The sequence below is a fragment of the Eubacterium callanderi genome (genome assembly GCF_900142645.1).
Taxonomy (GTDB): domain Bacteria; phylum Bacillota; class Clostridia; order Eubacteriales; family Eubacteriaceae; genus Eubacterium; species Eubacterium callanderi.
This window is the reverse complement of the sequence record NZ_FRBP01000002.1, coordinates 277004-291978: the sequence shown is the minus strand read 5'-3', so window position 1 is coordinate 291978 and position 14975 is coordinate 277004. Positions and strand designations below refer to the sequence as shown.

Genomic DNA, 14975 nt, shown 5'->3' with positions numbered 1-14975 from the left:
TTCCTATACTTCAGACTTTTTTAATTGCTCCACAAGCTCAGTCATGCTTTTACCAAGCACAGGATGAATGTACCAGGGAGCGATTTCCACCATGGGCTCCAGGACAAAAAGCCGGTCCTGCACTCTGGGGTGTGGAAGGGTAATGTGCGGGTGGTCATATACCAGTCTGTCATAAAACAGGATGTCGAGATCCAGTGTGCGCGGTCCCCAATGAATCACGCGTTCGCGTTTCAGAAGTTTTTCAGTGTCCAGCAGCAGGGTCATCAGATCAGCGGGGGACAGGGTGGTTTCTATTTCCATCACGCCATTTAAAAAGGTGTCCTGTTCGGCATATCCCCATGGCTCAGTTTCGATGATGCTGGATTGATTAAGCAGGCGGATATCGCTTCGGGCGGATAGCGAATCAATGGCGGTTTGAATATTCTTTTCACGGTCACCGAGGTTTGAGCCAAAGGCAATGAAAGCACGGTGCCAGCTTCGGTTGATTTCGATGGCAGCGTAGTCAAGGGGTTTATGAATCGGCGCCCATGGCTTTTTTACCAGAACGCTTACGCCCTTTATCTGATTATAGCGGCTTAAAATATAATCTGTCAGTTTTTCACCAGCAGTTTCGATGAGGTCGTAGCTTTCCCGTTGAAATTCCGTTTCGATTTCCGCGCAGAGCTCACCATAGTTTACAGATTTGGACAGATCGCCGGTTACTGCGGCGGCATGCATATCCAGATCCAGAGTGACAGAGATAACGAATTTTTGCCCCAGTCTTTTTTCTTCTTCAAAGACACCATGGTTGGCAAAAACCTCCAGGTCTTTAATATAAAGCTTGTCCATGATTACCCTCTCATGATGGCTGCGGTCATCAAAGCAGCGCGTCTGTTTTCAAGGACGTCGTGCACACGAATAATGGAGCATCCCTTCATCACTCCAACAACAGTGGTGGCCATGGTTCCTTCCAGACGTTCATCCACCGGAAGATCAAGGGTATTGCCGATAAAGCTCTTTCGTGAAGTGCCGAGAAGTACAGGATAGCCCAGCTTTTGAAGCGTTTCCAGATGGTGCATGACGGTCAGATTGTCGTCGCTGGTTTTGGCAAAACCAATTCCGGGATCCAGTATGATGGCATCTTTTGAGACACCGGCATCCAGGGCAATGGCGATGGATTCCTGAAGATCACTGAGTATATCAGCCATCAGATCTGTGTAGTCCATATTTGTACGGTTGTGCATCAGACAGCAGGGAACCTGGTGCTTTGCCGCTACTTCAGCCAGACGTGGTTCCCGTTTAAAGCCCCAGACGTCATTGATGAGGTCTGCGCCAGCTTCAATAGCGGCTTCACCGACTTTTGCTTTGTAAGTGTCGATTGATATGGGAATGTCAAAGTGTTTCCTGATGACTTCGATCATAGGAATGACGCGTTTCAATTCATTTTCTTCGCCAAGGGGGGTGTGGGAAGGTCTTGTGGATTCACCGCCAATGTCGATTATATCGGCACCGGCTTCAATCATTTCCTCGGCATGGCGCAGAGCCTCATCCTGAGAATCAAAACGTCCGCCGTCTGAAAAAGAATCAGGCGTAACGTTTAAAATCCCCATTATATATACTTGGTTCTTTAAATCAAAATCTTTATTGCCAATTTTCATTTTGTCTCCTTGAAATTAATAAGTGATTTCTGAATTTTTCTTTTCATCGTTCCAGTTACACTCTGCCTGGGCAGCACAGCCATAACAGGCCCGTGATTTCTTATCAGCCTGATAAAAAACAGCGTTAAAGCCCCGGCTGCCGGCAGTGCGGTGGGAAAGGATCGCGTCCAGAATAACAGACTGATCTTCTTGTGAAAAATCCAGATGTCTGAGAAGTCCGGTGGCCAGATCGTGAGAAGCCTGCTCATGGGGTGTGCCGTTTTCATATTGGATAAAACGTCCGATATCATGTAGCAGTGCGGTAGTATAAATGAGATCACGGTTCAGACTCAGCCCTTCTTCATCTGCAAGGATGGCAGCGATTCTGGCAACGTCCAAAAAGTGGGCCAGGTTATGGCGGCAGAGACGGCGATCTCTTTCATGGGTCTCGATTCGGTGTAGATAATCCTGGTATTCTGGAAGATTCAACAGTCTGTTAGTCTGGCTGAGTTTTGAGATCATGCTCTTATTCCTAAAAGATTATAGACATCATTTTTAAGGCTGGCGTCTGTCTTTAAGATACCATCGCTCATAGCAGTGACGGTTTTTGTACCAGGGCGCTTGACACCGCGCATGTTCATGCAGAGGTGCTCGGCCTCAATGATGACCATTACGCCCTGGGCGTCCAGATATTCCATGATGGCGCTGCCGATTTCTGAGGTCAGCTTTTCCTGAAGCTGGGGTTTCCTTGCGTAAACATCCACAGTCCTTACCAGTTTAGAGAGGCCGGCAACCTTTCCGTTTGGTACATAGGCAATATGCGCTTTTCCGTAGAAGGGCAGAAAATGATGTTCACACATGGAATAAAACGGGATGTCCCGCTCAATGACAAGATCATTGGACTCAATGGTAAAGGATTTTGACAGGTGTTCTTCGGCCGTCTGCCCGATACCGGCAAAGATTTCTTCATACATTCTCGCAATGCGGTCGGGTGTGTCTACAAGGCCCTCACGCTGGGGATCTTCGCCGATGGCTTCAATCAGCATGGTAACAGCTTCCATAATTTTTTCTTTGTTCATTTGTATTCCTCCAATATTGAACGCTATAAGATTATTAAAAATAAACACAAAAAGCACTGCCCGGTAAAAAGAGCAGTGCTTCCGCAACCTACAATCCCCATCGTAGGGCACAGCGGAAGCGATAAGACACCGCAATGACCTATTTTCGTTTAAAGGCAACTTCCCATCCTTTAACACTTCACGCGTCTTATCTACTCTGTTTATCATTAATTGTGTCTATCTTACCACTATTGCAATAGGTTTTCAATGATAAGATTTAGAAATATAAAAAGAGCTGTTTTTACACAGCTCCTGAAACCTATTTTTTTACAAATTTTGGCAATACCTTCAGTAATCCCACCAAAGCGATTGTGTAAAGTGGTATTAGGAAAATATTGGTAATAATCCGTGCGGGTAAAAGCACAGATACTGCCTGACCATACAGAATGGTTAAAAACCAGGTGTTCAAAATAATGGAAGTTATCAGTTGGGTCACACTGACGATGAACAGAATATAGTCGCTTCGATATTCGCCGAGCACCTCGGAACGCCTGACCGTGATGATGGGGAAGATCACAAAGCCGACCATTAGAGCAATAAATAACACTAAAACAAATGGATTTAGCGGTTCACCGGCATAGTAGATTGTGCCATTTTCAAAGCTGAACAATCCGGTTAATACTAAAACACCAACAGACAACACGATAAAACCAAGATTAAACCATTCCAGATGCTTAATTTCCTTTTTTCTTAACAGCATCCACAAAAGACCAGGAATCAGCCCTGTCAGGCCGCTGGCAACCGTGAAACCGAGAAAAAATGGACCGCCGGGCTTAATGAAAAAGCACAGCAAATCGGAAATAAAGCCAACGATAAAACCGGCGAGTGGCCCCAATAAAATGCCAGAAAGCATAATTGGGAGAGATGTCAGATTGATTCTGAGGGATGGAAAACCACCCAGCGGAATATACATCTCGAATAAAATTTTCAGCACAATACTGATGGCAATGAGCAAACCACAATTGACGACCAGTTTCGTACGGGTGGTGCCACGGGATAAAGCATTACTTTTCATGAGAACCTCCTTCAATTTCTGAAAGTAATGCTTCCGCACGCCTACAACTATTGTATCCCGGAGGATAAGACTTGCCTGCATCTGTAGGACAGCCAGGCTCCCTGCGGACAGGGTTGTTGATTTGTACAAGCGGAAGCGACAAGGTACCGCAATGACCTATTTTCGTTTAAAGGCAACTTCCCATCCTTTAACACTTTACGCACCTTGTCTACTCTTTGTATTGATTAGCCCCATCATAGCACAGGTTTATATATTGTGCAATGATTTTTAAGGGTATTATTTAAACATTTACGATGGAGAGAAGACGGCTGTTTATAAGGCTTTCAGACAGGCAGTAAAAAGATTGTAGACCTGTCGGGATAATAAACAGCACAACCACTAAAAAAAGCGGATCTACCAGTCTGGTAAACCCGCCCTGTTTTTTAATGGAGCTGAAGAGGGGAATCGAACCCCTGACCTATTGATTACGAATCAATTGCGCTACCATCTGTGCCACTTCAGCTTAAGATTTCAGCTCTCATATAATAACACAATGAAGATGTTTTGGCAATCCTTTATTTTTAATCTCTGCGATGCTTTTTAAAAAAGTGAATTTGGCGGTAATGCATGGGTATATGCTTAAGAAATAAAGTGAAAAAATGGAAAAGGAGTTTAAAAATGAATTATTTACAGTTGCTTGAACACTCGGAAAAGGAAAGAAACACTGCGCTTCTGTCTTTGGATATGAACCAGATTAAGGTTTATTGTATAAAATTTGGGTTGTTTATTTCAGATAATGATGACGCTTTTTTTAGAAAGCATTCATAAAGCTGTTTTACAGATAAGAGATGCCAGTTTTGAGCAAAAAGAAAAATCCAGAAGCTGGCTGAAAGAAAACGGCGCTTCACTTGAATGTAGTTTTATGCCCTGAACAAAAGCTATATCAAGTGAAGGTCGGTCAGACCTCTCCGTTATTGAACATCAAGATCCGTTGAACTAGAATCGAATCATAGTATAGCGAAATGGACCGGGCAAGTCAAGGGATAAATCAAAAATTTATTTGTTATAAAACCAATAAAGGCAAAAAGGATAAAAATCAATAATTTTATTTATCTGAAACGTATTTGAGGTGCTTGTAGATAAATATTTTTGGAGAGATGCCAGTCTTTTTATTGATAAAGAACGGCTAAAGTGGTAAAATAAGTCTATAAATGTATTGAATGATATAGAATGAGGTGGAAAAAGGATGGATGCTTACGCAGCAGAGAAAATTGCGACAAGAAAGTTTATAGAGCATATAGGACAGGAGTTTCTTCGTCAGAACACGAAGAACATGACTTCCAGCTCTGAAACGATAGGAAATATTTTTAAAATTACCTGGAAAATGGATGATGTGAACGCCGATGAGATTTTGACAGCCGGTGACGAAAAGAATGAAACGCAGTTTGTCAGTATAACCGTTGACATGGAAAACGGTGAGGTCCAGGTAGTAGAGGATACAACAACCGAATAAAAAAGGTCCCGGTTCGCCGGGATTTTTTCAGGTATAAACAGACAGGAGAAAACCATGCTGAAAAATGACTATTTGATGGAAATGATCGGAGCAATGTGCCGGGCAGTCAGCGAAATAATTTTCAAGCGGTCAAAAAAGGAATATGCAGAGTGTCACTCACTGGCCAATGATCAGTATCAAAGCCTTCTGGGCATGTCGCTTGATATGATTCTCAGCCTGCCATCAGAAACTGTCTTTGATCTTTTGGTAAATTTTGGGGAGGTCGAACCTAAAAAGGTGCTGACACTTGTGGACCTGTTAAAAGAGGACAGCAAGATTTTCAAGGAAGAGGGCGATGAAGCCACCGCAGGAGCTATCCGTGAAAAATGCGAGGATCTTTTGAACCTGCTGGATCGTTATGATCTGGATGACGATGCCATGGCCGAACTGGACAAGCGCATGGCCGATTTTGGGATTGACTGATAAAGAAAAGGCTTGTTATTTCAAAGAATTTGGGGTAATATTATTTTAAAGTATTTCAATGGCAAAAGCTTGAGGAAATACTTTTTTTATATTTTGTTGGAGGAAAACAGAATGGAAAGAAAACCTAAAATAGGGGTACTGCCCCTTTATGATACAAAACAGGCAAGTAAATGGAACAGCATCTGGATTTTTCCGGGATATTTAAATGGTATTCTGGAGGTCTCCGGCATGCCTTTTCTTTTGCCGCTCTTAAAAAATGAAGCGGATATACGTGCGTTGGTAAATGAGTTTGACGGCTTTTTATTTACTGGCGGACAGGATGTGGACCCGGCGCTCTACAATCAGGAAATGACCGAATATTGCAATGAGGTTTCGCCGGAACGGGATTATATGGAAGTGATTTTGTTTGATGAAGTCCGGAAACAGGACAAAGCCCTTTTTGGTGTCTGCCGCGGCCTTCAGTTTTTTAATGTGGCTCTGGGCGGTACGCTTTATCAGGATCTGATCGCACAAAAAAAGGATCCAGATCCTGTACAGCATTCCCAGAAAACAGAGTTTGTTTTTCCGGTGCACGATATTGAGATTAAAGAAGGCAGTAAGCTGTTTGAAATTATCGGTGAAAAAACAATTCGTGTCAACAGTATGCACCACCAGGGAATCGCGGAGCTTTCCCCAGAACTGGAGGCGACAGCGCGCGCAAAGGATGGACTGGTGGAAGCTGTTGAGATACCAGATATGACTTATGGTCTGGCAATCCAGTGGCATCCTGAGTTTCTGTGGCCTAAGCGTTCATACGAATATGATTTATTTAAAGCCTTTGTGGAGGCAGCGAAAAATAAGGCATAATAAAAGACGCATCCATTATCGGATGCGTCTTTTTAAATTAACGTTTGCGCCTTTTGTAGAGAATACCAATAATAATAGCGGCGATGATGACAATGGCAGCAACCACTGCAATTGAAGTTCCGGTAATGGAAGAAGCGGATTTTACAGTGGTAAAATGAATTTCCACAGGGGCCTGCAAGTGTTCTCCTGTTGTTGAAGTCAAAATTTTATCCACTTTTATGATGTATTCTTGATTGCTTTTCAAATTATTCTTTGGATTAATGCGGATGGTCCCCCAGTCTTCAGGATCAATCAGATCATCGGATAAGACAATGTCGGCATCCACCTGTTTGCCTTTACTCCAAAGGCTTACAGCCTTCTCGTTTGTCGCCCTTACGGCTGTGTTGACCACATTCTGGTTAAAGGATACGGAAATTTCCGTGAAGGGCTGTACATTTGTGGCGCCGTCCTGTGGGACGCTGGAGGTTAAGGTGAGAGGACTGCCAACCGCCCCCTCGTTGAGAGCAGGGTCTCCGGCTGGTGTTTCAGCCAAAATTGGGCTGAAGCTGCTCAACAGCAGAATGGAGAGAATCACAGTAAAGCTTATTTTCAAACATTTATTTTTCATTTTAGCTACTCCTTCATTTTACATAAGATATAATAACAATTACCCAAAATTCTTAAATAAAAAACGATTTTTCTGCATGTGTGTTATAATGGTTCAGAAAAACAGTGAAAATTTTTAGAAGGGAGATAGTTTTTGAAAAAGGAAAAGAGAGAAAAGAATACAGGTGAATCAGCAGGAAAAAGCAGTGGCAAGGTTTTTTTGTATATACTGCTTCGTGTCTTGGTTGTTGCAGTTATGATCGCACAGATCTGGAATCAAAATTGGAACAACGTTTTTCTATGTGTGCTGACATTGATTTTATTTATGATTCCAAGCTTTGTGGACAAGCAGCTTCACATTGAAATGCCAACAACTCTTGAAATTATTATTATATTATTTATTTTTTCAGCAGAAATTTTAGGCGAGATTCAGGAATATTATCTGATTTTTGACCATTGGGATGCGATGCTGCACACCATAAACGGTTTTTTAATGGCGGCCATTGGCTTTTCATTGATTGATATTTTAAATCAAAATGAAAATTTCAGCATGAGCCTTTCACCGGTTTTTGTAGCTGTTTTTGCATTTTGTTTTTCAATGACCATTGGTGTGCTTTGGGAGTTTTTTGAGTTTGGAGCCGATTGGTTTTTCCAAACCGATATGCAAAAAGATACGATCATTCACAGTATCAGCTCGGTTATATTTAACCCTGAAGGCAAAAATGTTGCGGTAACCATCCCAATCGAGAGTATTGTGGTTAATGGGCAGACCTGGAACTATGGCGGTTATATTGATATTGGACTGGTGGATACAATGTCCGATTTATTCGTTAATTTTATCGGCGCAGTGGTCTTCTCGGTTTTTGGTTTGTTTTACATTAAGGGCCGTGGAAAAGGGACCTTCGTCAAGCGTTTTATGCCAAAGCTCAAGAAGAAACAGTTGGAAGAAAATGCGGAAACGGATACTTTTGAAAATTCGAGAAATTCTGGGATAAACACCAAAGAGTAAAACAGGGAGGTGCTGCGAAAATGTGGCGCCTCTCTCTGCATTTAATTGGGGTTTAGGGTTTCTGTAGCCGATTTGTTAATAAAATAACTTGACAATTACTGATGGAAATGTTATCATTATTGACAGTTAATGAAAACGTTTTTGAAACGTAAGATATAAGGTGGAATCAAGGGGGATACCATCTTCGAAAATGATATCTGGATGAACGTTTTCTTAATGGGGAAAATGAAGGGGAGTTAGATACCTGGTGCAAGGGGGTGCCAGGTATCTTTGTTTTTTGATAAAATTTACCAGAGGACAGCGATAATTCACATGGATAAAAAGGTATAATATAAAAAAGAACGTATAAAATAAACAGGGAGCATGGTAAAATGCTTATTTTCATTGTATCCGCTTTGCTATTCAGCCTTTCGTCCAATCTTGATAACATTGTGGTTGGTCTGGCCTTCGGAATTAAAAAAATTCATCTTAACGCGGTTTCGAACCTGACTGTGGCTGTTATTACAACAACAGGAACGGTCATCGCCATGCTCTTTGGCAAATGGCTGTCTGGTTATATTCCAGACAGGATAGGAAATGATCTTGGCGCTGGGATTATTATACTGCTGGGTGTTTATTTTGCCATACAGGGAATCATCAAGCTTTTAAAGGAGAAAAAATCAGGCAGCTACGCTATGAAAAATACAGGTGAAATGGCAGATGTGGTGGATGCATCGGTTCAGGATAAGGACCATATTCGCTACCGTGAAATTGTAACAGTTGCCCTTGGTCTGACCTTTAATAATCTGGGAACAGGGATAGCCGCCAGTATCACAGGCGTCAGTATTGGCCTGACTGCTGTGTGTACGTTTATTATAAGCCTTGTTGCTTTATGGTCTGGCTTCCGGCTTGGAGGACAGGTGGTCGGCCCTCTTTTGGGGGATTATGCGCCGGCCGTTTCTGGTGTATTATTGGTTATCTTAGGTTTAATTGAAATGTTTTGGTAAATATGAAGAAACTTCTTGTTATTTTGGTGCACTTAGGATAGAATTAAAAAGACAAATGAGTTGATGCCCGGGGAGCTTTTGCTGAGATTGGATTGAATCCTAAACCCGTTTTACCTGATGCGGTGTAACGCCGTCGTAGGGAGGACAAGTTGAGCTAAGCGCGTACCCGTGGGTGCGCTTTTTTTGTTGAAAAACTGAAAAAGTTAAGGAGAAAATATGGAGCTGTACACAACTCAAATGGATGCCGCGCGCCGTGGCATTGAAACGGAAGCGATGAAGCGCGTCGCGGAATATGAAAATATGCCTTTAAGTAATTTAATGGGCCTGGTGGCAAAAGGGCAGGTTGCTATACCTGCCAACAAGAATCACCGTTGCCTGACACCCTATGGGGTCGGCAGTGCGTTGAAGACAAAGATCAACGTCAATCTTGGAACATCCAGAGACTGTTTGAACCTGGATGTAGAAATGGAAAAGGTGAAGCGTGCTGTTGACATGGGCGCAGAAGCCATCATGGACCTGAGCTCTTTTGGAGATACACGCAAATTCAGACGCAAACTGACAGAGAGCTGCCCGGCCATGCTCGGCACTGTACCAATCTACGATGCTGTGGTTTATTACAATAAGCCGCTTCAGGAGATTACTTCTCAGGAGTGGATCGATGTTGTGCGCATGCATGCAGAGGATGGTGTTGATTTTCTGACGCTGCATTGTGGGATCAACCGTTCAACTGCAGACCGCTTCAAGAATAACGGACGTTTGATGAATATTGTATCCCGCGGAGGTTCGCTTATTTTTGCATGGATGGAAATGACCGGCAATGAAAACCCATTCTTTGAGTTTTATGATGAGATTCTGGAAATCTGTCAGGAGTATGATGTTACCATTAGCCTTGGTGACGCCTGCAGACCTGGATGTATTGCGGATGCCGGTGATATTTCACAGATTTCTGAGCTGGTGGTTCTTGGAGAACTGACACAGCGTGCATGGGATAAGAATGTCCAGATCATTGTTGAAGGGCCTGGTCATATGCCGCTTAACCAGATTCAGGCTAATATGGAAATTCAGCAGACAATCTGCAAAGGCGCCCCCTTCTATGTGCTTGGCCCACTCGTAACAGACATCGCGCCAGGCTATGACCATATTACTTCGGCCATTGGCGGTGCTATCGCGGCGACCTACGGGGCGTCCTTCCTGTGCTATGTCACACCAGCTGAGCATTTGAGACTACCGGATGTCGATGACGTTAAGGAGGGTATTATCGCGTCAAAAATTGCAGCCCACGCAGCGGATATTGCCAAAGGACTGCCAGGGGCGGCTGATTGGGATTATCAGATGGGAGTTGCCAGACGCGAGCTGGACTGGGAAAAAATGTTTGGCCTTGCTATTGATCCCGAAAAAGCAAAGCGTTACCGCGCGGAGTCGACCCCAGAGAACCAGGATACCTGTACCATGTGCGGAAAGATGTGCTCAGTTAGAAACATGAACAAGGTTTTAAACGGAGAGCATGTGGACATTATGGAAGACACAAAGGAGTGTCCTTCTGATAAATAAACCAGGTGCGCAGGTGAATGGTGCGGCTTAAAAGGCCGGCAGTCACCTGCGCTTTCACTTTAAAGGAGAAAAGATGATCCAATTAAACAAAAATTTTGTCGATATTTTTGAAAACACCCAGATAAAGCCACAGCTGGTTCATAATATTACAAATTATGTCACAGTCAATGACTGTGCAAATATACTTTTGGCCATGGGGTCATCCCCGATCATGGCAGATGATATTGAAGAGGTAGAGGAGATTACCACCATTTGCAGTGCTTTGGTACTCAATATCGGGACACTGAACAGTCGGACTGTAGAATCTATGATTGCCGCGGGGAAAAAAGCCAATGAACTGGGGCATCCTGTGATACTGGACCCTGTGGGGGCCGGCGCTTCAAAGTTCAGGACAGAAACAACTTATCAGCTATTGAAAGAAGTGAAGTTTGCTGTTATCCGTGGTAATATCTCTGAGATTAAGACAGTTTATGCTGGAGCAGGTACCACAAAGGGGGTAGATGCCGATGTTAATGATGAAGTGACTGATGAGACACTGGACACTACCGTCACTTTAGCTAAAGAGCTGGCTGAAAGAGCAGGTGCGGTCATTGCGGTCACAGGAGCAATGGACCTTATTGCAGATGCCGGGAAAGCTTATGTGGTCAAAAACGGACATCACGATATGTCTAAGATTACTGGTACGGGCTGCATGCTCAGTGCCATGACGGCAGCCTATGTGGCAGCCAATCCTGAGAAGGCTTTGGAAGCGGTGGTATGCGCGGTGGCCAGCATGGGAATTGCCGGTGAGCTGGCTTCGCGTCAGGTTACAAATAATCAGCTGGGGACAGGAAGTCTAAGGACTTTTATCATTGATAATATCAGTACGATGACAGGAAAAACCATTGAAACTTATGCAAAAATTACCTTGATTCCATGAGGTGAAAAAGCTAAAATAATGTTATAAAATATTTCAATCGGGTATAAAATAAACAGGAAAAGTGAAAGTTGAAATTTGACTGTCAAATTAGGAGAATTATGAAAAACAATGTGAAAAAAGAAGATATGCTGCTCTATATCGTTACAGACCGTTCCTGGCTTGGCGAAAGTACCCTTGAGGAAGAGGTTTGTGCTGCGATAGATGGCGGTGCTACCTTTCTTCAGATCAGGGAAAAGGACATGGCGCATCAGGATTTTCTACACGAAGCACGAAACCTGAAGGAACTGGCAAGGGCCGCAGGGATCCCCTATGTCATCAATGATGAGGTAGAAATTGCTTTAGAGGTGGACGCAGACGGAGTACACATTGGGCAAAGCGATGGCGCTGTTGCGGAAACCCGTAAGAAGATCGGCCCAAATAAAATTCTGGGTGTATCTGCGCAGACACTGGAACAGGCTTTGGCAGCAGAGAAAGAAGGCGCGGATTATCTCGGTGTGGGGGCAGTTTTCTCAACTTCTACAAAGACGGATGCCAAAGCGGTTTCTTTTGAGACACTTAAGAGCATCTGCAGCAGTGTGAAAATCCCTGTGGTTGCCATTGGTGGTATCAGTGAAGAAAATCTTTTAGAGCTCTCTGGCTCAAAGGTTGACGGCGTCGCAGTTATCTCTGCGGTGTTTGCTCAGCCAGATACACGAGCGGCGGCACAGAAAATTCGAAAATTATCTGAAAAGATGGTGAAATCAAATGATTAAGGCATTGACAATTGCAGGCTCCGATTGCAGCGGAGGTGCAGGTATACAGGCAGATCTCAAAACTTTTACGGTTTACGGTGTTTATGGTATGAGCGTCATTACGGCCATAACAGCACAGAATACAACTGGTGTATTCACTGTAGAAAATATTTCTGAAAAGATGGTGGAAGCCCAGATGGATGCAGTCTTTACAGACATTGTGCCAGATGCGGTGAAAATAGGTATGGTTTCTTCAGAAGCGATTATCCATGCCATTGCGAAAAAGTTAAAGGAATATGCCCCCAAGAATATTGTGCTGGACCCGGTCATGGTTGCCACAAGTGGTGACGCGCTTTTTGACAGGACAGCCCAGTCAGTTTTAATTAACGAACTCATGCCATTGGCGGATTTGATCACTCCGAACATTTCGGAGGCTGAGATTTTGTCAGGTATTCCCATTAAATCTAAAAATGATATGATCCGCGCTGCCCGTGATATTGCTGGCTATTATAAAGGTGCGATATTGGTAAAAGGTGGACATTTAGAGGACCGGGCAGATGACTTGTTTTATTATGAGGGGTTTGGCTACTGGCTCCCCGAAGAAAAGGTCGACAATCCCAACACGCATGGTACCGGCTGTACGCTGTCCTCTGCGATTGCCGCAAATCTGGCACAGGGTGTTGCTATGATGGATGCTGTTAAAAATGCGAAAGCCTATGTGTATGGCGCAATATTGGATGGCCTTGATCTTGGAAAGGGAAACGGACCGTTGAATCATTTGTATCAATTGAAAAAATAATTTTACTTAACCCCCTAAGGGGGTTTTTAATTTGCTTGTAAAACCGCATAAAGGATGCTATACTGAACATAACCCCCCATAGGGGTTATGGAGGTGCATCATGTTTCATTTGAAAATGAATAGAAACGATTTGAAGGTCATTGGTTTGTTAGCGTTGCCGGTAATGGTGGAGACTGTTCTACAGACACTTTTGGGGACGGTTGATACCTTTTTTGCAGGACAGATCTCAGATGATGCCATTGCAGCAGTTGGCGTAACGAACCTGATTGTCAATATCTTTATTGCTTTTTTTACAGCCGTCAGTGTTGGCACATTGGCAGTTATTGGTAGATATGTTGGCCGTAGTGATGCGGAAAGGGGGAACAGGGCACTCCAGCAATCTTTTTTGCTTAGCTTTTTTATCGGTATTATTGTCGGAGCGCTGAACTTATTGTTTTACAGGCCAATTCTTGAAATTTCTGGTGCCGGTGAGGACATTTTGGTTTATGCCATACCATATTATATGGTCGTGGTCGTTCCCATTGTGTTCTTATGTCTTTCGTTGGTTTTATCCAGCTGTCTGAGAGCTACTAAGGACAATGTTACGCCAATGGTCGCCACAGGGATCGCCAATGTACTGAACATTTTATTTAATATTTTTTTTATAAAGCTTGGACTTGGTATTATGGGACTGGCTCTTGCGACAACGTTGTCCCGTGCTTTTGGCGTCGGTATTCTGTTTATCTGGCTGACAAAGGGAACCGGATTTTTGAGACTGCCGCTCAGGGGCTGGGGTGTTGATGTGGAAATGATCCGGTCAATTTTGCGTATTGGCGTCCCTGCTGGCGGGGAAAAGCTTATTATGCGTGCAGGCCAGCTGGTATACGGTGCCATGATTTTATCCATCGGGTCATACGCCTATGTGGCCCATAACATTGCAGGAACCATTGAAAACTATACCTATATCCCTTCCATGGGGTTTGGTGTGGCAGCGGCAACATTGGTGGGCATTGGCCTGGGAGAGAACAATCCGGAGAAGGCACACCGGATGGCGCTGGCTGCGAACGCGCTTTCAACAATCTTTATGGTATCAATGGGGATCATAATTTTCATTTTTGCGCCGTTCTTTGCAGCTGCCTTCAGCTCAACACCGGAGGTGCAGATGCTTACAGTGGGAGTTCTGCGGATGATTGCCTTTTTTCAGCCTTGCAGCGCGATCACACAAGTCATCGAGAGTGCTCTGCAGGGAGCTGGCGATACGCGGTATCCCATGTTTTTAACGCTGTTTGGTATCTGGGGGATAAGGGTCTGCATTGGTTATTTTCTTGGCATTATCTGCGGCTTTGGTCTGATAGGGGTATGGACAGCCTATATTATTGATATCTCAGTGCGGGGCTTTTTACTGCTTCGGCGTTTTAATGGTGGCAAATGGCAGATGGTTGCTATATAATACAGATAAAAGAATAAGGTGAACAGGAGAAATAAAATGGCAGCTAAGCATGAACATGAGCATGAAAACCGCAGGGCGGTTATCAACCGGATGTCACGGGCCATCGGCCATATGGAGTCTGTAAAAAGGATGGTGGAGGAAGGAAGAGATTGCAGTGAAATTCTAATACAGGTATCTGCAGTGAAATCTGCTATCAATAATATTGGTAAGTTGATTTTAAAAGATCATATCAGCCATTGTGTTGTTGATGCTGTGGAGGAAAATGATCTGGAGGTTTTAGCGGAATTAAATGATGCCATCGACAAGTTTATAAAATAATAATATTTAAAGGATTTTATGATATTCTAAAATTTGAAGACCTTCTGTTATGTTCTTTTGGTTTACGGACACAGGCGTTTAGCCAGGAAGTGGGTCTTC

General features: G+C 43.6%; 17 protein-coding genes, 1 tRNA gene and 2 riboswitches. Of the genes, 11 read left to right on the top strand and 7 right to left on the bottom strand.

The window, feature by feature from the left end; genetic code table 11:
• Positions 1-3: 3 nt before the first annotated feature.
• From folK to BUC22_RS03640, 6 genes are all read right to left on the bottom strand, one after another.
• The gene (gene folK / locus BUC22_RS03665) at positions 4-828 is read right to left on the bottom strand and encodes a 2-amino-4-hydroxy-6-hydroxymethyldihydropteridine diphosphokinase (protein WP_013381639.1); all 825 of its coding nucleotides are present in this window, start codon (positions 826-828) and stop codon (positions 4-6) included.
• A 2-nt stretch (positions 829-830) separates the two neighbouring features.
• The gene (folP, locus tag BUC22_RS03660) at positions 831-1637 is read right to left on the bottom strand and encodes a dihydropteroate synthase (protein ID WP_013381638.1); all 807 of its coding nucleotides are present in this window, start codon (positions 1635-1637) and stop codon (positions 831-833) included.
• 15 nt (positions 1638-1652) lie between these two features.
• Positions 1653-2138 (bottom strand): HD domain-containing protein, encoded by a 486-nt coding sequence (locus BUC22_RS03655; protein ID WP_013381637.1) that lies wholly within the window; start codon positions 2136-2138, stop codon positions 1653-1655.
• Positions 2135-2695 (bottom strand): GTP cyclohydrolase I FolE, encoded by a 561-nt coding sequence (folE, locus tag BUC22_RS03650; protein WP_041689911.1) that lies wholly within the window; start codon positions 2693-2695, stop codon positions 2135-2137. The genes BUC22_RS03655 and folE overlap by 4 nt, the downstream gene beginning before the upstream one ends.
• Before the next feature lie 108 nt (positions 2696-2803).
• A riboswitch (THF riboswitch) is annotated at positions 2804-2896 on the bottom strand.
• A 97-nt stretch (positions 2897-2993) separates the two neighbouring features.
• Positions 2994-3749, bottom strand: coding sequence for a folate family ECF transporter S component (locus BUC22_RS03645; RefSeq protein WP_013381635.1), 756 nt, complete (start codon positions 3747-3749; stop codon positions 2994-2996).
• Positions 3750-3875: 126 nt separating this feature from the next.
• A riboswitch (THF riboswitch) is annotated at positions 3876-3967 on the bottom strand.
• Between the two features lie 208 nt (positions 3968-4175).
• Positions 4176-4251 (bottom strand) — tRNA-Thr (locus BUC22_RS03640).
• A gap of 723 nt (positions 4252-4974) precedes the next feature.
• Here BUC22_RS03640 and BUC22_RS03635 point away from each other — a divergent pair.
• From BUC22_RS03635 to BUC22_RS03625, 3 genes are all read left to right on the top strand, one after another.
• Positions 4975-5241, top strand: a complete 267-nt coding sequence (locus tag BUC22_RS03635) for a hypothetical protein (RefSeq protein WP_013381632.1) — start codon at positions 4975-4977, stop codon at positions 5239-5241.
• A 54-nt stretch (positions 5242-5295) separates the two neighbouring features.
• Positions 5296-5703, top strand: a complete 408-nt coding sequence (locus tag BUC22_RS03630) for a hypothetical protein (protein WP_013381631.1) — start codon at positions 5296-5298, stop codon at positions 5701-5703.
• Positions 5704-5814: 111 nt separating this feature from the next.
• Positions 5815-6549 (top strand): gamma-glutamyl-gamma-aminobutyrate hydrolase family protein, encoded by a 735-nt coding sequence (locus BUC22_RS03625; protein ID WP_041689910.1) that lies wholly within the window; start codon positions 5815-5817, stop codon positions 6547-6549.
• A gap of 37 nt (positions 6550-6586) precedes the next feature.
• Here the strand turns inward: BUC22_RS03625 and BUC22_RS03620 are convergent, their stop codons facing one another.
• The gene (locus tag BUC22_RS03620) at positions 6587-7156 is read right to left on the bottom strand and encodes an Ig-like domain-containing domain (protein ID WP_013381629.1); all 570 of its coding nucleotides are present in this window, start codon (positions 7154-7156) and stop codon (positions 6587-6589) included.
• 132 nt (positions 7157-7288) lie between these two features.
• Here BUC22_RS03620 and BUC22_RS03615 point away from each other — a divergent pair, with 132 nt between their 5' ends.
• From BUC22_RS03615 to BUC22_RS03580, 8 genes are all read left to right on the top strand, one after another.
• The gene (locus BUC22_RS03615) at positions 7289-8143 is read left to right on the top strand and encodes a DUF2238 domain-containing protein (RefSeq protein ID WP_013381628.1); all 855 of its coding nucleotides are present in this window, start codon (positions 7289-7291) and stop codon (positions 8141-8143) included.
• 371 nt (positions 8144-8514) lie between these two features.
• Positions 8515-9129 (top strand): manganese efflux pump, encoded by a 615-nt coding sequence (locus BUC22_RS03610; protein WP_073382358.1) that lies wholly within the window; start codon positions 8515-8517, stop codon positions 9127-9129.
• Between the two features lie 216 nt (positions 9130-9345).
• Positions 9346-10680: a phosphomethylpyrimidine synthase ThiC gene (thiC, locus tag BUC22_RS03605; RefSeq protein ID WP_013381626.1), complete on the top strand. Its 1335-nt coding sequence runs from the start codon at positions 9346-9348 to the stop codon at positions 10678-10680.
• A 73-nt stretch (positions 10681-10753) separates the two neighbouring features.
• Positions 10754-11599 carry a hydroxyethylthiazole kinase gene (gene thiM, locus BUC22_RS03600; protein WP_013381625.1) on the top strand — a complete coding sequence of 282 codons (846 nt, stop codon included), beginning with the start codon at positions 10754-10756 and terminating at the stop codon, positions 11597-11599.
• Positions 11600-11697: 98 nt separating this feature from the next.
• Positions 11698-12351: a thiamine phosphate synthase gene (thiE, locus tag BUC22_RS03595; protein ID WP_013381623.1), complete on the top strand. Its 654-nt coding sequence runs from the start codon at positions 11698-11700 to the stop codon at positions 12349-12351.
• Positions 12344-13129, top strand: a complete 786-nt coding sequence (gene thiD, locus BUC22_RS03590) for a bifunctional hydroxymethylpyrimidine kinase/phosphomethylpyrimidine kinase (RefSeq protein ID WP_013381622.1) — start codon at positions 12344-12346, stop codon at positions 13127-13129. Before thiE ends, thiD begins: the two co-directional genes overlap by 8 nt.
• A gap of 100 nt (positions 13130-13229) precedes the next feature.
• On the top strand, positions 13230-14558 hold the full coding sequence (locus tag BUC22_RS03585; protein ID WP_013381621.1) for an MATE family efflux transporter: 1329 nt from the start codon (positions 13230-13232) through the stop codon (positions 14556-14558).
• Between the two features lie 36 nt (positions 14559-14594).
• On the top strand, positions 14595-14876 hold the full coding sequence (locus BUC22_RS03580; RefSeq protein ID WP_013381620.1) for a metal-sensing transcriptional repressor: 282 nt from the start codon (positions 14595-14597) through the stop codon (positions 14874-14876).
• The last annotated feature ends 99 nt before the right edge of the window (positions 14877-14975 follow it).